We start from the raw sequence: 19,238 nt of genomic DNA on the forward strand, positions 1-19,238 counted from the left end.
GCGTTGACAAATGACCATATAAAGCAGAATTTGGCCAGTGAAAATCGTAATTTATGAAAAGAATTTCAATTTCGGCGGACACAATGCGCGATCCTTTTAAAAATCCCTTCCCTGCCGACGACGCTGCCCGGCGCGCAATCTGGGAGATGCTGGTGCCGCGCGACATCGACGCCTTTCTCGCCGCCGACTGGTCGCTGGTCGCGGACGATTTCGTCGAAAACGGCTTTATCGGAATCGACGGCCGCCGCGAGGTCAGCCCCGATAAATGGCGGCTCGCCTTTCCGACACTTGCAGCCTACCGCGACGAATGGTTGCGGCAAGCGCGCGAATTCGCCGGCCAATCCTTTGCGGAGGACCCGCGCATCGCAATCTTTACGACGACCACGCTGGAAGACATCGAGATCGAAGGCGAGGCGGCGCTGGTGCGCAAGAAATTCAATGGCAGCCTGAAGAAGAAAGACGGCGGCGTCGATGTGCTGAAATGGCAGACGCTTTATTATTGCCGTCTGCATGAAGGCCGCTGGAAGATTTCCGGCTTTACCGGTTACCTGCCGAACCCAATGGAATAGAGGCAACGGCGTTGCGCATTTTCACCGCGGTGCTCGCGACCGAGACGAACACATTCTCTCCGATCTGCGTCGATCGGCGCGCCTTCGAGGCTTCCCTCTATGCGCCGCCAGGTGAACATCCGGAGACGCCGACGCTCTGTTCGGCACCGATCACGGTCGGCCGGCAAGTAGCTGCCGAAAAAGGTTGGGAGCTAATCGAGGGCACGGCCGCCTGGGCAGACCCGGCCGGCCTGGTGAACCGCACGGCTTATGAGGGGCTGCGTGACGAAATCCTGGACCAGCTTCGCGCTGCCATGCCCGTCGACGCCGTCGTACTCGGCCTGCATGGCGCTATGGTTGCCGCCGGCTACGAGGATCCCGAGGGTGATTTCCTCACGCGGGTCAGTGAGATCGTCGGGCCGAACATCCTTGTCTGCGCCGAACTCGATCCACACAGCCATTTGACGAAAAAGCGCCTCGCGGCGGCGAATTTCTTCGTCTACTTCAAGGAATTCCCGCACACGGACTTCGTCGATCGCGCCGAAGACCTTTGGCGTATCGCCGTCGATACGCTGGAGGGCCGTGTAAAACCGGTCATGTCGGTCTTCGATTGCCGGATGATCGACGTCTACCCGACCTCGCGCGAGCCGATGCGCTCCTTCGTCGACAAGATCATGGCGATCGAGAAAAGCGATGCGGACATCCTGTCCATCTCCGTGATCCACGGCTTCATGGCGGGCGACGTGCCGGAGATGGGTACAAAGCTGCTGGTCGTCAGCAATAATAAGCCGGATAAGGGTTCTGTGCTTGCCCGTGACCTCGGCCTGGAGCTCTTTTCCAAGCGCGGCACCTTCATCATGCCGCAGATCGACGAGAAGCAGGCAGTGGCCGAGGCTATGGCCGCCAGTTCGGACGCCGCACGTTCGGGTCCGGTCGTCATCGCCGATGTCTGGGACAATCCCGGCGGCGGCACGGCGGGCGATGCGACTGTCATCCTCGAAGAATTGCTGGCGCAGGGTGCTCGCGACACGGCGATCGGCACGATCTGGGATCCGATGGCAGTGCAGATCTGCATGGCGGCCGGCGAAGGCGCGGAAATTCCGCTGCGCTTCGGAGCGAAATCGGCACCGGGCACCGGTCATCCGGTCGACGGCGTCGTCAAGGTCGTGCGTCTCGTCGCCAACGCCGAAATGCGCTTCGGCGAAAGTCTGGCACCCTTCGGCGATGCGGCGCATATCGAACTCGATGGCATCGACATCATCCTTAATTCGACGCGCGCCCAAAGCTTCGATCCCAGCCTTTTCTCGGTGATGGGCATCGACCCCACGCGCAAGAAAATCCTGGTGATCAAGTCGACCAACCACTTCTACGCCTCCTTCTCCAAGATCGCGTCGGAAATTCTTTACTGCTCAGCCGGAACGCCCTATCCGAACAATCCGGCGCGCACGCCCTATCGCCGCGCGCCCAGGGATATCTGGCCGATGGTTGCCGACCCGCATGCGGCAAAAGAGGGAGCTGCCTGATATGGCGCATCACATCGTCTCGGAGATCAGCCCCAAGCCCGGCGACCGCATTGACGCTCTTTCGACGCCACGGCCGATTATCGACGAAGACCGCATGGCGGCGAATATCGCCCGGGTGCAATCCTATATGGACGCGCACGGGCTGAACTTCCGGCCGCATATCAAGACCCATAAGATTCCAGCGTTGGCCGGCGCCCAGGTAGCAGCCGGCGCCAAGGGGATCAATTGCCAGAAGATCACCGAAGCCGAAGTGTTCGCCGATGCCGGCTTCGAGGATATCCTCATCACCTTCAACATCATCGGGCCTGAAAAGCTTGCCCGCCTCTCGACGCTAAACGATCGTGTCGCCGGGCTGAAAGTGGTCGCCGACAACACGGTTACGGTCGATGGCCTGTCCGCGCATTTCGCGACGCAGACGCCACTGACGGTACTTGTGGAATGCGATACCGGCGGCGGACGTTGCGGGGTGCAGTCACCTGAAGAGGCGGCGGCTCTTGCCAGACAGATCGCCGGCAAGCCCGGCCTGATCTTTGGCGGGTTGATGACCTATCCGAGGCCGAACAGCGCTGCGGCCATACAGGCCTTTCTGGCCGCGACCATCTCGCTCCTGAAGCGCGACGGCATCGAATGCCCCATCGTCAGCAGCGGCGGCACGCCGAGCCTCTATGAGGCACATCTGGTGACGGCGGCCACGGAGCACCGTGCCGGCACCTACATCTACAACGACCGTGCGATGGTGCGCGCGGGTCATTGCAGTGAGGAGGATTGCGCCATGCATATCCTCGCCACCGTGGTCTCGCGCCCGACGCCGGACCGCGCGGTCATCGACGCCGGTTCCAAGGCGCTGACCTCCGATCTCCTCGGCTTTTCGGACTACGGCACGGTAGTCGGCTACCCCGAAGCCATCATCACGAATCTCTCGGAAGAGCATGGGGTGGTCGATCTTTCGAAATGCAGCGGGCCTCGCCCGGCGATTGGCGAGAAAATCCGTATCATCCCCAACCACACCTGCGTCGTCTCCAACCTGTACGACCGCATGGTGTTTCACCGAGACGGCATCGTGACCCGCGTCGAGGATGTCGCTGCACGCGGGCTGGTCTGGTAGGTGGCAACAACCCTTCTCCCCTCGGGGAGAAGGTGCCCGAAGGGCGGATGAGGGGCAGCGCCTTAGCGCCCTCAAATCCGCACTACGCGAGGCCTTCTTCCTGTCGGTGCGAAGGCGAACTCAACAGCTCCATATCGATATTCGTCAACTCCACCTTGCGCTCGAAGGCCAGGCCATTCTCATCGAAAAGATGGCAGTCAGCCAGGCGGATGCCGGTGACCAGCGGCACATCCGTGCGGATGGCGATGCTCCCGGGCAGCGTGGCGCAGAAATTCTCGCCGCTATAACGTTCCAGCGCCGCATAGGCGACCGTCTGCGCGCCCAGCCGTTCGATCACGGTCGGCATGACTGTCAGGGATATGTCGCCGCCGCCGAGCTGTACATGCTCCGGGCGGATGCCGAGCGTCAGCTCCTTACCGACAACGCCGTCGCGTGGGGTCACCGGCAGTAGCGCCGTCTGTCCCTTGTATTCCACCTCGACGCCCGCCTCGGTGACGCCCTTGCAGGTTACCGGCAGGAAATTCATTTTAGGATTGCCGATGAAGCTCGCGACGAATTTATTTTCCGGCTTATGATAAAGCTCCAGCGGTTCGCCGATCTGGGCGATCTCGCCCACGTTGAGGACGACAATCCGGTCAGCCATGGTCATGGCCTCGACCTGATCATGGGTCACATAGATCATCGTCGCCTGCAATTGTTGGTGCAGCTTGGCAAGCTCGATGCGCATGTCGGCGCGCAGGGCCGCGTCGAGGTTCGACAATGGCTCGTCGAACAAGAATATCTTCGGCTCGCGGACGATCGCCCGGCCAATGGCGACGCGCTGGCGCTGGCCGCCCGACAGCATGCCCGGCTTTTGCTGCAGGCGCTGATCGAGATGCAATATGCGGGCGGCGTGCTCCACCCTGGCCTTGAGCTTATCTTCCGCCATTTTCTCGACGCGCAGCGGAAAGGCGATGTTCTCGAACACCGTCATATGCGGATAGAGGGCGTAGGACTGGAACACCATAGCGATGCCGCGCTTGACCGGAGGCAGGTCGTTGACGCGCACGCCGTCGATGATGATGTCGCCGCTGGTGACGCCGTCGAGGCCAGCGATCATCCGAAGCAGGGTCGACTTGCCGCAACCGGAGGGGCCGACGAAAACGACGAACTCGCCGTCCGTCACATCAAGCTCGACGCCCTTGATGACTTCGAAGTGGCCGTAGAATTTCTTGACCTGGTTAAGATGCAGCTTGCCCAAACTCTGTCTCCGCGCGACGCCATTATAGGGGAGGCATGGCTCTCAAAAAAAGCGGCCGCGCGCACGATGCGCGCGGCCCAGTTGCTGCGAGCTTTATTTATACTGCTCAAGATCGCCAGCCGCCTTCTTCAAGGCATCCGCCGGCTGGGCCTTGCCGGTCACCACCGACTGGACCATCTCGATCATGACGTTCTGGAAGCCCTTATAGTCCTTGAACAGCGGCTCGGGACCGCCATAGCTGATGCCGTCGATGAACGGCTTCCAGAAGGGATCCTTCTTCTCGAACTCGTCGACCTGGGCCGACGGGCGCAGAGGCGTGAGGCCGGCGCCGCCCTGCAGTTCATATTCGCCCTGCGGACCGGGAGAGGTGATGAACTTCGCGAATTCGATCGCCTTATCCTCAACGCCTGTACCCTTGAAAACCGCAAGACTGTCGGTGATGAGCAGCGTGCCCTGGCCCTTGGCTGCAGGACCGAGCGGCAGCGGTGCGACGCCCCAGTTGATTTTGGTGTCCTTCAGGCGATAGGCAGCGCCCGAGCCCGCCTGGATCATGCCGACCTTGCCATCCAGGAAGATGGCGCGCACTTCGTTCTGTTCGTAAGCGGTCGGTCCTTCGACGGAATAAGGCGTGATGTCCTTATAGGCCTGAAGGGCGGCCAGCACTTCCGGGCTGTCGAGAACGATCTTGTCGCCGTCGATCACCTTGCCGTTGTTCGTGTAAACCCAGTGCAGGAACTGGTGCATCGTGTTGTCGAAGGTCTTGGCCGGCAAGCCATAGCCGGGGATACCGGTCTTCTCCTTGATCGCCTTGGCGTCAGCGATTTCCTCGGCCCAGTTGGTCGGCGGCTTTTCCGGATCGAGACCCGCCTGCTTGAAGAGGTCCTTGTTCCAATAAAGCGCCTTGGTCGAGAAGGCGATCGGCACGCCCCACTGCTGTCCGCCGGAGGTGACGGTATCGACAATATTCGGATAGTAGCTCTTCTTCTCATCATCCGTCATCGGGATGGGAACGATCAGATCGTTCTCGGCGAATTGCTTGAGCGTGCGCGAACCGACATAAGCCATGGCGACCGGCGTGCCGGCTGCAGCGAGCGTCGTCGCCTTATCCTGGCACTGTTCCCAGCCGACGACCTCGGGCTTGACTGCCCAGCCCGGATTCTTGTCTTCCCAGGCCTTGATATATTTCACATGGATCGGATCGATGCTGTCGCCGCAATAGATCCAGCTAATTTCCTTGTCGGCGGCTTGCGCATTGACGGCGCCAAGCGCGGTGGAGCCGAGCAAAGCAAAGGCAAGCAGCCCTGTTTTGAAATGGAATGTCACGTTTAAGCTCCCGTTCTCTGGTGATTTTGAATGATTTATTGCTTCACCGCGCCGGCGGTCAGACCGCTGACGAGATAACGTTGCAAGAAGAAAATCACGACCAGCGCCGGCGCGATGCCGACGAAGCTTGCAGCCATGAGTTCGTTCCAGACAACCTCTTGCCGGCCGAAATAAGCGAACAACCCAACCGGCAGCGGCATGTATTCGGACTTCGAATTGAAGGTGAGCGCATAGATGAATTGCTGCGCATAGGCTTCGATGAAGGAGGAAATCGCAACCACCACAATGCCTGGCATCGCGATCGGCAGGATGACGCGGCGCAGCGTATAGAGCTGGCTGGCGCCGTCGACATAGGCAGCCTCGTCAAGCTCGCGGGGGATGCGCCTCATATAGGTGTGCAGCAACCAGATTCCGGTCGGGATGATGAAGGCCACGCCCGGCACGATCATGGCGAAATAGGTGTTGAGCACGCCGAAGGAACGCATGAGCCGGAACAGCGGGATCAGGAGGACAGCGCCGGAGAACATCTTCACGGCAAGAAAGGCGCCGAGCAGCAGTCCGGAGCCCTTGAACTCGAAACGGGCAAACGCATAGGCGGCAGGCACCACCAGTATCAGGACGATAATGGTGATCGAGCCGGAAATCAGGAACGAATTGTAGATATACCAACCAAAGCCCGGCACGCTGGTCCACATCGTCCGATAGGCTTCGAACGACCCGTTTTCGGGAATGAAGCGGTAGGGCGAGGAAAAAAGCTGACTGAGGGGCTTCAGCGAGACAAGGAACCCCTCGATGAAGGGCGCCAGAACAAAGGCGAGAAACACAAGGATCCCGGCATAGATGCCGACCAGCTCATACCACCGATAGCGGTTGATCATCGACGGATGGCTCATCGCTTTTCCCCCGTGGCAAAGCGGCTGGTGAGGCGGAAATAGGCAAGGCAGAAGAGCGACAGGAAGATGCAGATCAACACTGCACGGGCAGCACCCTCGCCATATTTGTAGGACCCGATCGCCGTCTTGTAGGTATCGATGATCATCGTCGTCGTTTCCCCGTTCGGACCGCCGCGGGTCAGGATCCAGATGATGTCGAAGGAGTTGAACGTCGAAATCAGCGACAGCATCGACATGGTGACCAGGGATGGCACTAGGAGCGGCAGCGTGATGCGGCGAAAGCGGTAAGCCCGTCCGGCGCCGTCCGTCCAGGCGGCCTCATAGAGATCCTGCGGAATCGACTGCATGGCCGCCAGCATATAAAGTGTCACCATCGGCACGCCGATCCAGACGTCCGTTACAATCGTCGCCCAGAAGGCCGTGCTGCCATAGGCCAAGAAGGCAACCGGGCCATCGACGAGACCAAAGCGCTGCAGCAGGCCGGAAATCATGCCGAACTGGCCGTTATACATCCAGCCCCACATGAAGATGCCGATCGCCATTGGCACGATCCAGGGCGGCATGGTCAGCACCCGAAAAAGCGAGCGGCCGGGGACGGCCGAATTCAGCATCATCGCCCCGAAGGTCCCGATGATCATCTTGATCGTCACGGAGAAAAACGTCCAGATGAAGGTGCGGACAATCACCGCGGCGAAGGTGTCGTTGAAGATCTTCGTATAATTTTCGAAGCCGACCCAGTTCGTCACCTTCTTCAGCGAGGCGTCGGTGAAGGACAGGATCACAGTGTCGACCAGCGGATAGGCGACGACAACGACGACATAGAGAACAGCCGGAAGAAGCAGGAGCCAGGCGAAGATGACTGTGCTGCGTTGAACACCCATCTTGCGCCTCCCTCTAAGCGGCTCGCGAATGCAGCGCTTCGTCGAACTTGTCCCATATGGGCCTGAGATCGACGACGGTCCTTTTCATGCGAGCCTCGTCCATCGACAAGGCGAGAATTCCAGCCTCCAGGGCATTGAGCGTCGAGACAGGCAGGGCCGCGCCCATCTTCACATGCGCTATGATATCGGCAGCCATCTGCTCGTCGGCGCCGTAGTGCTGCGACAGCTCGGTCGCGGCATATTTGTTTTCGATGACCTTCTTACCGGTCAGCATCTCGTGCACATCGAGATAGCCGCGAATGAAATCACCCTCGGCCATGCCGCGCGAGCCCATGACGGCGAAGCGACGAAACTGGTCCGGCACGTTGAGATTGGTGTGAAAATTCATGCCGACACCGTTGGCATATTCGATGATCGCCACCTGGTAGTCGATGATGTCACCGTCGCTGTCGAAAACGCGGTCGGAACCCATCCATCCGCTCGGCTTGCGATGGAAGATTTCGAGATCGTTGATCCCCTCGCGGGCGGGATCGTTGGCGGGGATGAAACTCTTGCGGCCGCCGAAGCTTGCGACCCGTTCCGGCCGGGAACCGACGACGCCGTTATAGAGATCGAGGTCGTGGCAGCATTTTTCCAGCATGAAACTGCCGGAATAGCGTTCATAGCGCCGCCAATCGCGCATGAAGAAAGCGCCGTGGTAAGGCTGGATATGCTCGGCCGCCTCGATGGAGACGATCTGACCGAGCGTTCCGGCGGCCTGAACCGCACGCAGGTCGCGATAAAGCGGCGAATAGCGCAGCACGAGACCGACCATCAGCCGTTCGTGACCGTATTTCGCCATCAGATGCGCCAGCTCGATGCTCTGCTCGATGGTGGAGACGATCGGTTTTTCGCAGAAGATCTTCAGGCCGGCCTCAAGCCCGAGACGAATATGATCGAGATGCATGTGGTTCGGCGAGCCGATCATCAGCAGATCAAGCTTTTCACCCGCGATCAGTTCTTCAGGGGAAGCATATGCCTTGCCGGCCGGAATGCCCTTTTCGGTGAGGCCCTGCAGGCCAGCCGGCTCGGGATCCACATAGCCCGCGATCTCGAAGCTCTCATCGATCGCTTTGAAAACATAGCCCAGATATCCCAGACGGAATCCGAGTCCAATGATCCCCACTCGCATACTGGTATCGTTCCCGCTGCGTAATTTATTTTCGTCAGCTTGAGCGAAATTTTCGCATCCGTCAACGAGCTTCGGTAAAATACTCGATATGATGAAATTCATTTTCACGCCGGCGCGCAGAAATACGCGCTGCTTCGAAGCGGAGTTGCGTCGGACCGATCTCTTTCCCGGTTATTTTTAAGGGATGGCCGAGTCTATCTGTTCGGGCCGTTATATTGCCAATACTGATAGTTCGGCTTGCTGGTGCCCTCGGAGAGGACGCCGTTTTGTTCGCAGATGTAACCGAGGCGTGGCAGGTTGTGGTAGAAGATGCCCTCGTGAAAACCGCGTAGACGCACCGTGGTCGTACGGCACTCGAATTTTTCGTCGGCCGCCATCTTCGGTTCGGTCACTCCCGGGAGGTCCTTATAGGGGTAGACCGGGCGGACATAGGGCTTGGGGAGCAGCGGATTGTCGGCAAAGCTCGGCACGGGCGCGAGGCTGGCGAGAAGCAATGCGGCAATGACGATTTTCGGTCTGGTCCACATGGGTTTCTAGGATCCTTCCGCCACGCGAGCGCAACAACAATACCCCTCTGTTGTAGATATAATGATGCCCACACGGCGCGCCAACAGATGGCGCCTGAAAATGAACCGACGACACGGGCAACTTTGCAACCGCACATTCGTTCACAGCAAATTACGTTGACGGAAACGCTTTTACTTGAGCCTACACCATAAGCGTGCAATCTAGGTTTGCGAAAAGTGAGAAGCCTGCTATATAGTGAAGCAGGGGCCGCTCAAGTCCATCGTCGTCGGGATTTCTATTTGTGGGAGTAAGGGTGATTCTCGAGCGGAGCAATCGAATCATCGCAAGTGCGGAAGTAGCCAGCCTCGACAGTCTGGCACCACAAGCTCGCATATACGTCATCAATCTCGATCGTTCGCCCGAACGCTGGGAAAGACTGCGTGAACAGGCCGCCCAATACGGGCTGAGCGTCACGCGAATTGCGGCTATCGACGGCAGCACGATCCCGGAACGCGACCGCATCGATTTCCACCCGCGGCAATTCATCTATCACAACGGGCGTAAATTGCTGGCTGGCGAGTATGGCTGTTATCGCAGCCATCTGCTTGCCCTGCAGCAATTTGTCGCAAGCGGCGACAAGATGGCCATCATCATGGAGGATGATGTCGAACTCAACCAGCGATTGATTCCGCGTGCACTCGCCGCCATGGACAGCGTTTGCGGCGCCCGCCTGGTGAAGCTCGTCAACCATCGTCTGGTCGGCTTCAAGCCGATATCCGAAACCGCCGAATGCGATATTGTCGGCCGCTGTCTGCATGGGCCACAGGGATCGGCCGCATGCTACATCGTCAACCGGCAGGCCGCGAAGAAGCTGCTGATCACGCTGAAGCCGATGTTTCTTCCTTACGACGTCGCGCTCGAGCGCGGCTGGTCGACAGGCGTCGAAACCTTCACCACTCTTGAAAACCTGGCGGATTTCAGTCCATTCCGTGCCGATACGACGATCGGCAAGCGCGTACACTATCGCGCCGTGAAGCGGCATTTTCTACTGCGCGCAACAGCGCATTGGTTCCGCGCCTGCGATCAGCTCCGTCGCTGGATCTATACCGTGAAGGCCAAGCCTCAATCGATGATCGGGAACACCGAACAACGCTGACGCGGTTCCGTTTTTCAGGAAACTGTAGAACCGCTGCGTCTTTCGCCGTGCCCGCTGTGCTGTCTCAGAATCGCTCGAAGGCTACAGCCCCGCGACGCTGCCGAAATTCGGTTGACCGATGGTTAGATCCACCTCGCGCTCGCGGAAAACGAGATCCACGACCTCGCCGCTGGGCGAATAGCCGGATACCAGTTTCTGCAGCAGGTTCCTTGCCTGCGGGATGTCGTTTTCATCCAGCGCCGCCTCAAGGGCCGCGAGCCTCTTCGATAGCTCCGACCAGGGTAGGAAATCCTCCTTGGCCCGCATGATGCGCGGATGGGTCGTCGCCTGCGGATTGTCGCCGATCAGCAGCTCTTCATAGAGTTTTTCGCCCGGCCTCAGGCCGGTGATTTCCAGCTCGATGTCGCCCTCCGGCTCATCCTCATCCCTGACGGTCAGGCCGGACAGTTCCACCATGCGGCGGGCAAGATCGGCGATGCGCACCGGTTCGCCCATATCGAGCAGGAAAACGTCGCCGCCGCCGGACATGGCGCCGGCCTGGATGACGAGCTGCGACGCCTCGGGGATCGTCATGAAATAGCGGGTAATGTCGGGATGCGTCAGCGTAATCGGACCGCCATCGCGGATCTGCTGGCGAAAGAGCGGCACGACCGAACCCGATGAACCCAGCACGTTGCCGAAACGAACCATGGCGAAATTCGTGCCGTCAGTACCAGGCTTGCGGTCCGCGTCCATGGCCTGCAGCACCATCTCTGCCAATCGCTTGCTGGCGCCCATGATGTTGGTCGGACGCACGGCCTTGTCGGTGCTGATCAAGACGAAATCCTCGACGCCGCAATCGCGCGCCACTTCGGCAGTCGTCAGCGTTCCCAGCACATTGTTGCGAATGCCTTCGACGGGATTGTACTCGACGAGAGGCACATGCTTGTAGGCGGCGGCGTGATAGACGGTTTTCGGCCGCCAAGCCTCCATGATCTGTCTCAACCGCCGGCCATCGCGGATGGACGCCAGGAAAGGGATGATGCGAATATCGCCGTCGTCAGCCGTCGCCGCCGCTTTCTCCAGCTCGCCATGAATGGCATAGAGCCCGAATTCATTCTGCTCCACCAGCAGCAGGCAGGAGGGGCCGTTCTTCAGGATCTGGCGGCAGAGTTCGCTGCCGATCGAGCCGCCGGCGCCGGTGACCATGACCACCTTGCCGCGGATATTCTTCTCGATCAGCGCTCGGTCGGGCGCGATCACGTTGCGGCCGAGCAGGTCTTCGATATCGAGTTCGCGCAGGTCGGAGACCGCGACGCGCCCTTGGGCGAGAGCCGTCAGATCGGGCATGGTACGAACGGTGACGCGCGCCTTACGCATGCTTTCCAGAATTTCGTTGCGGCGCTGGCGCGGCGCGTTCGGCAGCGCAAGCAGCACGTCGCTAATCTCGCTCGAAACGCTCAAGGCAGGCAGGTCGGTGGGATCATAGATGGGCAGGCCGCCCATGATGCTGCCCTGCAGATGCTTGTCGTCGTCGAGATAGCCGACGACATTCAGCTCGGCGCTGTTGGCGAGCGCGCCGGCGAGCTGCCGGCCGGATGAGCCGGCCCCGTAGATCAGTACCTTGGCAAGCTGATTGCGGTTCAACAGCCGCTGATAGGCGTTGCCGAGCCAATAGCGCGTCCACATGCGCGACAGGCCGATGGCGATCAACAGCAGCAGCGGCTGCAGGATGCCGACCGTGCGAGGCACGCCGGGCACACTGATCGCCGTAAAAATGGTCATGAAGGCGAGCGCATAGATCGACACCGCCTTGACGACGGTCATGAAGGCCGACATGCCCGCATAGCGGAAGATGGCGCGATAGAGGCCAAGGACGATGAAGATCGGGATGGCCACGAGGAGCGAAACGATCGCCGGCAGCCACTCTACACCCTCCAGAATCACCCAGTCATCCAAGCGGAGACAATAGGCGAACCAGACGGTCAGCACGCAGAGGCTGGCATCGACAATCAGCGCCAGCGCGCGTTTGGTCGAGCGCGGCAGCGCCAGGAACGGCAGAACAAGCTTATCCGCGGGCACCATGGGTCAGTTTCCCCAGGCGCCGGTCAACGGAACAGCAGACCGCTTCTCTCGCATAAATTGTCCCACCATGTATCGCACGGCACAGCCTGATTGTCTTTATGCCTTCATTAGCAAAATGCAATCACTCTCTGCGTCATTTCACTTTTAGAACAGCGGACGCGCAATTGCATCCCCGATCTTGAAAGAGCCATTTGCAGCGGCGGCAGCCCCCGAGATCACTTCCCGAGATAGCCGCGGACAACCGGATGCCGGAAGAAGCCGGCGAGGATGGCAAAGGCCGCGGCGAGGCTCATGCCAAACACGGCGCCGGCGATCAATCCGGCCACCATCATCACCTTTCGGCTCGGCCCATCCGCCGTCAGTGGCGGCTCGGCCTCGGAGATGACGCGGATATTGTTCTGCGACAGGTCCTGCGCATCGCTCGTCTGGCCGGAACGCTTCAGCAGTGCCTCGTAAACCTCGCGCGCAGCAGCGGCCTTGCGCTGCAACTCGTTGAGCCCGACCAGCTTGCCCGATGTATTGACCTGCGATGCCTTCTGCACCGCCAGTTCCTTGGCGATACCCTGCTCGGCCTTCTGCGCCTGCTCGTAATCGGCACGGGCCGAGGTCGTCTGCCGCTGCAACTCGCTGCGAATCTCCGCCGCCAGGCTGTCCAGCGAGGATTTGGCGGCGAGCAGGCGCGGATGGCGGGCGCCGAGCTGGCTTTGCAGGCTGCCGACATTGGCGGCGAGCGTCGCATATTGCTGGCGCAGGCTACTGAGCGATGACGACGTTGCCGTCGCATTCGCCGAAGAGCCGTTGGAAACGACATCCTCGAAGCTCAGTTTATTGGCCGCTTCGGCGCGCGCCTTGGCCTCGATCGTCTTTTGCTGCGCGGTCACCAGCATGTCGTTCAGCGCGGTCAGGCGCTTGTCGGAAATCAGATTGCCTTCGACGGCGACCATATCGTTGTCGGCGCGGTAGACCTCGACCGCCTTTTCGGCGGCAAGCACCTGCTGGCGCAAATCTTCGAGCCGACCATCCAGCGCGGTGCTGCTGGTGCGGTAGCTATTCGCCGCCGCCTTGTTCTCTTCCTCCATGAAGGAGGCGACAAGCTGGTTGGCGATTTTGGCTGACTTCTGCGGATCGCGCGTCGTGACCTTCAGGGATACGACATAGGTGCTGGCCTCGCGGGCGATCTGCACCGCCTTCGTCAGCGCCGCCGTCGCCACATATTTTGCAGCATCGCCGGTGGCGCCGCCGTCGAATTGCGGGTCCTGATCGAGCTTCAACGCATCGACGACCCGGCCCAGCACCTTGCCGGAGGAAAGGATCTGGGTCTGGCTGTCGATCATCGTCAGGATCAGTTCCGGCGCCGTGGGCGCGGCCTGGGATGAATCAGCGCCTCCCACCTGGCGAGGATCGAAATAGAGGCTGGTTTCGGCCGTGAATTTCTGCGGCAGCAGCGGAATGATACCAGCGCCGAGCACGGCCCCGGCCCCGGCGAACGCAAGAACCAAGAGCTTTTTCGCCCAGATCGACCGGACAGCCGAGCGCAGGTCGAGAAGCGGCGTATCGGCTGCGGGCATCGGTGCAGGCGAAACCGCTTGCGGCGCGACAACGACAGCGGGCTCGGCGATCGAAGGGGCCGCGACAACGACCGGCTCCGCGATCGGCTGCGGCGCGGCTTCCGATTTGCGCTCGAATTCGCGAAGTATTTTATCCTGTGCAGAGATTGCCGGGGCGGAGATTGCCGGCACCACCGGATCGGCCGGTTTTTCGACGGCGACAGATTGAACCTCATGGACGAAGTCCCTCGGCCGCAGCACAGGGCTGCGCGAGCGCAAGCCTTCGCGCCGTCCTTCGGACGGCTCGGTGCTGCGCCAACCCGGAGGCTGGCTCGATCGCTTGCTTCGTTCCAATGAGCTCATGTCAGACTTTCATGGGCTCTGCCCGCATGTCCTGCCAAGCAGATGCCTTGAGTTTAGAAATGTTTGGCTAACGGAACATTAAGGACGTTCCCAGGAAGTCCCATGGCGAGACGCCGAACAGAGCCTGCCAAGCCTACCTCTTCATCAATATTCAACCGGAAGGTTCATATGAAACGGGCACACCGGCCACGAGGAAGAACAGGAGCTTGCAATGACCGGACTGGCAAAGAGGCTGCTGTGCCAATCGCTCGCCGCAGCGGTTCTGCTCGCCTCCGCCGCAGAGGCTGATGTCAGCTTTGCCGCATCACAGCTCTGCTACCGGGGTATCAATCTTTCCGGGGCCGAATACGGCGACCGCAGCGGCGTGCTCGGAACCAACTATACTTATCCGTCTGAAGATACGGTGCGCTACTTCGCCAACAAGGGCATGAATGTCGTCCGCCTGCCCTTCCGCTGGGAGCGGCTGCAGCCGGTGCTCGGCCAGCCCCTCGACGATACGGAGCTGCAGCGGCTCAAGGATGCCGTCGATCTCATCCAGGAGCACGGCATGGCCGTCGTCCTGGACCCGCATAATTTCGGCTATTACGACAAGGACCAACTCACGCAGGCGCCTGCGACCGATCTCGCCTTCGGTGATTTCTGGGCGCGCCTCGCCGTCGAGTTCGCCAATCAAAAGGGCGTGTTCTTTGGCCTGATGAACGAGCCGCACGATATCAAGGCTCCCGATTGGCTGGAGGCGGCCAATACCGCCATCAGCGGCATCCGCGCGGTCGGCGCCCGCAATCTCATCCTCGTGCCAGGCACGAACTGGACCGGTGCTCATAGCTGGGCGGCCGATGTGCTCGGCGGCGGCGCGAACGGCACGGTCATGCTCGGTGTCAGAGACCCTCTCGATTTCTACGCGTTCGAGTTTCATCAATATCTCGACGCCGACAGTTCCGGCACGCATCCCGTCTGCGACGGCAGCGACCGGGCCAAGCAGGGACTGACCGACGTCACCGCCTGGCTGCGCCAGAATGGCAAGCGCGGTTTCCTCGGCGAAATCGGCGTGGCGGCAAACCAGCCCTGCCTCGACGGGCTGAAGCAGGTCTTCGACGGCATGGCCGATAACAGCGACGTCTGGCTCGGCTGGACCTATTGGGCCGCCGGCGACTGGTGGCCATCACAGGAGCCGTTGAACGTGCAGCCGCGTAGTGGCAAGGACCGGCCGCAGATGAAGGTGGTCGCCGCTGCCGCCGGCAAGAAGACGCCGGTTGCGCCGGCCTGCGCCAGCGTCAAGCCAGCCGGCTGATCGGCGGAGACGAACGGGCGTATAGCACTTTGTGCCGAATCACGGCGCTGCTATGGTTGCGCCGGCCGATGGACGCGGCAGCCCTGGACATTTCATGAAAAGCCTCACGGACAAGCAGCGCATCGATTACCCGATCCTGGCGATCACGCTGTTTTCGGTCCTCTACAATTGCATCCTCGCCTATATCAACCACAACATCACACCGCTTGCCGTCTCGCATGTCGTGCTCTGTGAAGGCATGATGATGCTCTCCAGTGTCGCTTACCTGCTGAAAAAGGGTATTTACGAGGAAGATCTACCGATCTTCCTCTTTCTGATATTCACGCTGATCATCACGATCTACATCACCGTGATGAACCGCGTGCCCTTCATCGATCAGTTCCGCAACGTGCTGATCATCGTCGCCTTCGCCGGCATCGGCAGTTGGGCGAGCGAACGTACCGTAAAGCTTGCTTTCCGCATCGGCTGCTTCTTCGTGCTGCTGTTTTTGGTCTGCGAGATCGTCAGCACGCCCTTCTATGTCAGCCTGTTCCATCCCGGCCAATATTTCGAGAATACCCGCGGCATCAAGCAGGCAAGCTTCAACAACACCGGCCTGTTCGCCAATGCGCTCGGTTTTCAGGGCCGCTTCTCCTTCGGTCTCATCGACCATCGTTCCTCGTCGATCTTCCTGGAGCAGGTGTCGCTCGCCAATTTCTGCGGCGTCATCGTCATTTATCTGCTCTCGTTCTGGCCGAAGCTCGGCAGGATCGAGAAGGCACTATTCGTTTCGACTGTGATGCTGATCCTGCTCACCAACGATACGCGCACGATGCTGATCTTCTCCTTCATCAGTATCATCGGCTATTTCGCCTTCCCGAAGATCCCGAAGGCCTTCGATCTCATCCTGATGCCGCTGATCATCCTGATCGGCTTCTTTGTGCATTTCATGAAGCCGGAGGAAGTGGGCGACAATTTCACCGGCCGTATCGGCGTCACGGTCAAGAAGATGTTGGATCTCGATTTCCAGGCAATTATCGGCCTGGATATCACCCGCATCGGCGAATTCGCCGACAGTGGTTATGTCTACCTTATCTATGGTTCGACGATTTTTGGCCTGATCATGTTCTGGCTGTTCGTCTGCCTTTTCCCCGCCGGCGAAACGGCGGCGCAAAGACGGTGCGCTCATTCACTCTCTCTTTTCATTTTTCTGAATATGATGATCGGCGGCACGGCGATCTTTTCCATCAAGATCGCCGGCCTGCTCTGGCTGCTGATCGGTTACATGCGCGTTTCTGAAAAGCCGCGCACTGCCCGGATACAGCCGGCAAATGTGGATGGCAGCAGAGTGCCGGGCTGACCTTGCCTTGTGTCGGCCGAGGCCGCATGAGGATCGAGATGCTTGTACAGTTGCAGTATCTGCGCGCCATTGCTGCGCTGATGGTCGTCTATTTCCATTCGGTGCTGCAGGTGCCGAAGGTCAATTCCGGCTTCGACTGGCAGTTCCATCTCTTCGGTGAAACCGGCGTCGATATCTTCTTCGTGCTCAGCGGCTTCGTCATGTGGCTGACCACGGCGGGGCGCGAAGTGCGCCCGCTCGATTTCTATCGCCGCCGCATCCAGCGCATCGTGCCGCTTTACTGGCTGGCGACGCTGTTTTCGGCCGCCGTCGCTCTCGTCGCACCATCGATCCTGAAATCGACGGTGTTTGACATTCCGCATCTTGCGGCTTCGCTTCTGTTCCTGCCCTGGCGTAATGCCGCCGACCCCGGCCTCATCGCTCCTGTGGTCGTGCCTGGCTGGACGCTGAATTATGAGATGTTCTTCTATTTCGTCTTCGGCCTGTTGCTGCTGGTGCGCGAAAAATGGCGGCTCTATGCCCTCTTCGGCACGATGACGGCGATCATCCTCGCCTGCCGCTTGTTTCCGGTGGAAACGACGGCCACCACGGTCTATGGCGACCCGATCATCTACGAATTCCTGGCGGGCGTCGTTCTCGCCAAACTCTATCTCGAAAAAATACTGCTGCCGCAGGCCGTCGCCTGGCCCGCCCTCGTGGTCGGATTCGCCTTCCTGCTGATCAACGAGACGCTCTGCGATGCCAGCATGCGCGCCTTTATGTGGGGCATTCCGGCCGTCGTCATTCTCTACTCCGCCGTCTCGATCGATTTCTCCAAGCTGCCCGTCATCGGCTGGCTGAGCTATCTCGGCGACGCCTCCTACAGCATCTACATCACTCATGCTTTCACGCTGGCATTTCTGCGTGTCATCTGCGGCGTGCTGAAGATCGATATCATGGCGCATGGCCCGGTCTTCGTCAGTTTCTGTATGGTAGGCTCGGCGATCGGCGGCGCGATCGTCCATGAGCTGACGACACCCAGCCGTTGGGGGAAGTGGAAAAGGAAGCAGACGGCCATCGCCTGAGCCGTTTCCCGTCGATCTGTCGCGGCTTTCCTTCACAACGACGGGGATACGCGTCTGGAAGGCGCAATAGGAACGGAATTTTCCGCCACCTATCATAAGCTCTGTCGCGAGGAATGGGCGGGACGCTTTCCCGCGCTTTTCGATTGCTATAAGCGAGCGGCGAGTGATGAGCCGCCTTACGAGGGAAGAGACATGAAGAGCTATGTTCTACGGGTATCCTGCACATCGACGCGGGGGATCGTTGCGGCGATAGCGAATTATCTGGCCGATCAAGGCTGCAACATCGTCGACTCCAGCCAGTTCGACGATCTCGATACCGGCAAGTTCTTCATGCGGGTCTCCTTCATTTCCGAAGAAGGGGTCAACCAGCAGAAGCTGGTCGAGGGCTTCAAGCCGGTGGCCGAGGCCTTCGAGATGGATGCCGAGATCTACGATGCCCAGAAGCGCATGAAGGTGCTGTTGATGGTGTCGCGCTTCGGCCATTGCCTCAACGACCTGCTGTACCGCTGGAAGATCGGCGCGCTGCCGATCGACATCGTCGGCGTCGTCTCCAACCATTTCGATTACCAGAAGGTGGTGGTCAACCACGACATCCCCTTCCACCACATCAAGGTGACGAAGGACAACAAGCCGCAGGCCGAAGCCCAGCTTCTGGATCTGGTCGAGCAGACCGGCACCGAACTGATCGTGCTTGCCCGCTACATGCAGGTGCTGTCGGATGCGCTGTGCAAGAAGATGTCGGGCAAGATCATCAACATCCACCATTCCTTCCTGCCGAGCTTCAAGGGCGCCAATCCGTACAAGCAGGCCTATGAGCGCGGCGTCAAGCTGATCGGGGCCACGGCGCATTACGTCACCGGCGATCTCGACGAAGGCCCGATCATCGAGCAGGACACGGCGCGCATCACGCATGCGCAGTCGGCGGAAGACTATGTGTCGATCGGCCGCGATGTCGAAAGCCAGGTGCTGGCCCGCGCCATCCATGCCCATATCCACTACCGCACCTTCCTCAACGGCAACCGCACCATCGTCTTCCCGGCAAGCCCCGGAAGCTATGCGTCGGAACGCATGGGCTGAGACGCGCAACGCTCGCCTTAGTTTTTTGAAGACAAAGCATTCTATCCGCTTGCAGGTCAGTCCACCTGCAGGCGGATGTTCCGGCGGACTGTTTCAAGCCGCCCGATGACGCGGCATTCGCAAGCGCGCGATTTGGTCCGAAGGAC

At 59.9% G+C, this 19,238-nt stretch carries 16 protein-coding genes; 8 read left to right on the top strand and 8 right to left on the bottom strand.

Annotation, left to right across the window (positions count from 1 at the left end; translation table 11 throughout):
• Positions 1 to 83: 83 nt before the first annotated feature.
• From GGD50_RS25940 to GGD50_RS25950, 3 genes are read left to right on the top strand one after another with little or no spacing between them, the layout of a single operon-like run.
• A complete protein-coding gene (locus tag GGD50_RS25940) occupies positions 84 to 569 on the top strand; it encodes a hypothetical protein (protein ID WP_183940090.1) in 486 nt (161 codons plus the stop codon).
• Positions 570 to 580: 11 nt separating this feature from the next.
• Positions 581 to 2,071 carry a M81 family metallopeptidase gene (locus GGD50_RS25945; protein ID WP_183940092.1) on the top strand — a complete coding sequence of 497 codons (1,491 nt, stop codon included), beginning with the start codon at positions 581 to 583 and terminating at the stop codon, positions 2,069 to 2,071.
• Between the two features lies 1 nt (position 2,072).
• Positions 2,073 to 3,176: a D-TA family PLP-dependent enzyme gene (locus GGD50_RS25950; RefSeq protein ID WP_183940094.1), complete on the top strand. Its 1,104-nt coding sequence runs from the start codon at positions 2,073 to 2,075 to the stop codon at positions 3,174 to 3,176.
• An 82-nt stretch (positions 3,177 to 3,258) separates the two neighbouring features.
• Here the strand turns inward: GGD50_RS25950 and GGD50_RS25955 are convergent, their stop codons facing one another.
• The 6 genes from GGD50_RS25955 to GGD50_RS25980 all read right to left on the bottom strand — a co-directional run bounded on the left by GGD50_RS25955 (position 3,259) and on the right by GGD50_RS25980 (position 9,211).
• Entirely contained in the window at positions 3,259 to 4,416 is a 1,158-nt protein-coding gene (locus GGD50_RS25955; protein WP_107106636.1) for an ABC transporter ATP-binding protein, read from the bottom strand.
• Between the two features lie 93 nt (positions 4,417 to 4,509).
• On the bottom strand, positions 4,510 to 5,739 hold the full coding sequence (locus GGD50_RS25960) for an ABC transporter substrate-binding protein (protein ID WP_107106635.1): 1,230 nt from the start codon (positions 5,737 to 5,739) through the stop codon (positions 4,510 to 4,512).
• Between the two features lie 35 nt (positions 5,740 to 5,774).
• Positions 5,775 to 6,632, bottom strand: coding sequence for a carbohydrate ABC transporter permease (locus tag GGD50_RS25965; RefSeq protein WP_107106634.1), 858 nt, complete (start codon positions 6,630 to 6,632; stop codon positions 5,775 to 5,777).
• A complete protein-coding gene (locus tag GGD50_RS25970; RefSeq protein ID WP_107106633.1) occupies positions 6,629 to 7,513 on the bottom strand; it encodes a carbohydrate ABC transporter permease in 885 nt (294 codons plus the stop codon). Before GGD50_RS25970 ends, GGD50_RS25965 begins: the two co-directional genes overlap by 4 nt.
• A 13-nt stretch (positions 7,514 to 7,526) precedes the next feature.
• Positions 7,527 to 8,684, bottom strand: a complete 1,158-nt coding sequence (locus GGD50_RS25975) for a Gfo/Idh/MocA family protein (RefSeq protein WP_107106632.1) — start codon at positions 8,682 to 8,684, stop codon at positions 7,527 to 7,529.
• Positions 8,685 to 8,878: 194 nt separating this feature from the next.
• Positions 8,879 to 9,211: a hypothetical protein gene (locus GGD50_RS25980; protein ID WP_107106631.1), complete on the bottom strand. Its 333-nt coding sequence runs from the start codon at positions 9,209 to 9,211 to the stop codon at positions 8,879 to 8,881.
• Between the two features lie 293 nt (positions 9,212 to 9,504).
• On the opposite strand from GGD50_RS25980, the gene GGD50_RS25985 reads away from it, so the two are divergent.
• Positions 9,505 to 10,347 carry a glycosyltransferase family 25 protein gene (locus tag GGD50_RS25985; protein ID WP_107106630.1) on the top strand — a complete coding sequence of 281 codons (843 nt, stop codon included), beginning with the start codon at positions 9,505 to 9,507 and terminating at the stop codon, positions 10,345 to 10,347.
• A gap of 81 nt (positions 10,348 to 10,428) precedes the next feature.
• Here GGD50_RS25985 and GGD50_RS25990 read toward each other — a convergent pair whose 3' ends face one another.
• A complete protein-coding gene (locus GGD50_RS25990) occupies positions 10,429 to 12,411 on the bottom strand; it encodes a polysaccharide biosynthesis protein (protein WP_107106629.1) in 1,983 nt (660 codons plus the stop codon).
• A gap of 215 nt (positions 12,412 to 12,626) precedes the next feature.
• Positions 12,627 to 14,321, bottom strand: coding sequence for a GumC family protein (locus tag GGD50_RS25995; RefSeq protein WP_107106628.1), 1,695 nt, complete (start codon positions 14,319 to 14,321; stop codon positions 12,627 to 12,629).
• 211 nt (positions 14,322 to 14,532) lie between these two features.
• Here GGD50_RS25995 and GGD50_RS26000 point away from each other — a divergent pair, with 211 nt between their 5' ends.
• The 4 genes from GGD50_RS26000 to purU all read left to right on the top strand — a co-directional run bounded on the left by GGD50_RS26000 (position 14,533) and on the right by purU (position 19,092).
• Positions 14,533 to 15,612, top strand: a complete 1,080-nt coding sequence (locus GGD50_RS26000; RefSeq protein ID WP_107106627.1) for a glycoside hydrolase family 5 protein — start codon at positions 14,533 to 14,535, stop codon at positions 15,610 to 15,612.
• Between the two features lie 94 nt (positions 15,613 to 15,706).
• Positions 15,707 to 16,951: a hypothetical protein gene (locus tag GGD50_RS26005; RefSeq protein WP_107106637.1), complete on the top strand. Its 1,245-nt coding sequence runs from the start codon at positions 15,707 to 15,709 to the stop codon at positions 16,949 to 16,951.
• A gap of 38 nt (positions 16,952 to 16,989) precedes the next feature.
• Positions 16,990 to 18,015, top strand: a complete 1,026-nt coding sequence (locus GGD50_RS26010; protein WP_107106626.1) for an acyltransferase family protein — start codon at positions 16,990 to 16,992, stop codon at positions 18,013 to 18,015.
• A 192-nt stretch (positions 18,016 to 18,207) separates the two neighbouring features.
• Entirely contained in the window at positions 18,208 to 19,092 is an 885-nt protein-coding gene (gene purU, locus GGD50_RS26015) for a formyltetrahydrofolate deformylase (protein ID WP_183940096.1), read from the top strand.
• The last annotated feature ends 146 nt before the right edge of the window (positions 19,093 to 19,238 follow it).

Source organism: Martinezella paranaensis (assembly GCF_014200235.1).
GTDB classification, from domain to species: Bacteria; Pseudomonadota; Alphaproteobacteria; order Rhizobiales; family Rhizobiaceae; genus Rhizobium; species Rhizobium paranaense.

Excerpts from the sequence above, each read along its gene's own strand:
- GGD50_RS25940 (WP_183940090.1), top strand. The coding sequence starts at position 84 with ATGCGCGATCCTTTTAAAAATCCCTTCCCTGCCGACGACGCTGCCCGG.
- GGD50_RS25950 (WP_183940094.1), top strand. The coding sequence starts at position 2,073 with ATGGCGCATCACATCGTCTCGGAGATCAGCCCCAAGCCCGGCGACCGC.
- GGD50_RS25965 (WP_107106634.1), bottom strand. The coding sequence starts at position 6,632 with ATGAGCCATCCGTCGATGATCAACCGCTATCGGTGGTATGAGCTGGTC.
- GGD50_RS25970 (WP_107106633.1), bottom strand. The coding sequence starts at position 7,513 with ATGGGTGTTCAACGCAGCACAGTCATCTTCGCCTGGCTCCTGCTTCTT.
- GGD50_RS25975 (WP_107106632.1), bottom strand. The coding sequence starts at position 8,684 with ATGCGAGTGGGGATCATTGGACTCGGATTCCGTCTGGGATATCTGGGC.
- GGD50_RS25980 (WP_107106631.1), bottom strand. The coding sequence starts at position 9,211 with ATGTGGACCAGACCGAAAATCGTCATTGCCGCATTGCTTCTCGCCAGC.
- GGD50_RS25990 (WP_107106629.1), bottom strand. The coding sequence starts at position 12,411 with ATGGTGCCCGCGGATAAGCTTGTTCTGCCGTTCCTGGCGCTGCCGCGC.
- GGD50_RS25995 (WP_107106628.1), bottom strand. The coding sequence starts at position 14,321 with ATGAGCTCATTGGAACGAAGCAAGCGATCGAGCCAGCCTCCGGGTTGG.
- GGD50_RS26000 (WP_107106627.1), top strand. The coding sequence starts at position 14,533 with ATGACCGGACTGGCAAAGAGGCTGCTGTGCCAATCGCTCGCCGCAGCG.
- GGD50_RS26005 (WP_107106637.1), top strand. The coding sequence starts at position 15,707 with ATGAAAAGCCTCACGGACAAGCAGCGCATCGATTACCCGATCCTGGCG.
- GGD50_RS26010 (WP_107106626.1), top strand. The coding sequence starts at position 16,990 with ATGCTTGTACAGTTGCAGTATCTGCGCGCCATTGCTGCGCTGATGGTC.
- purU (WP_183940096.1), top strand. The coding sequence starts at position 18,208 with ATGAAGAGCTATGTTCTACGGGTATCCTGCACATCGACGCGGGGGATC.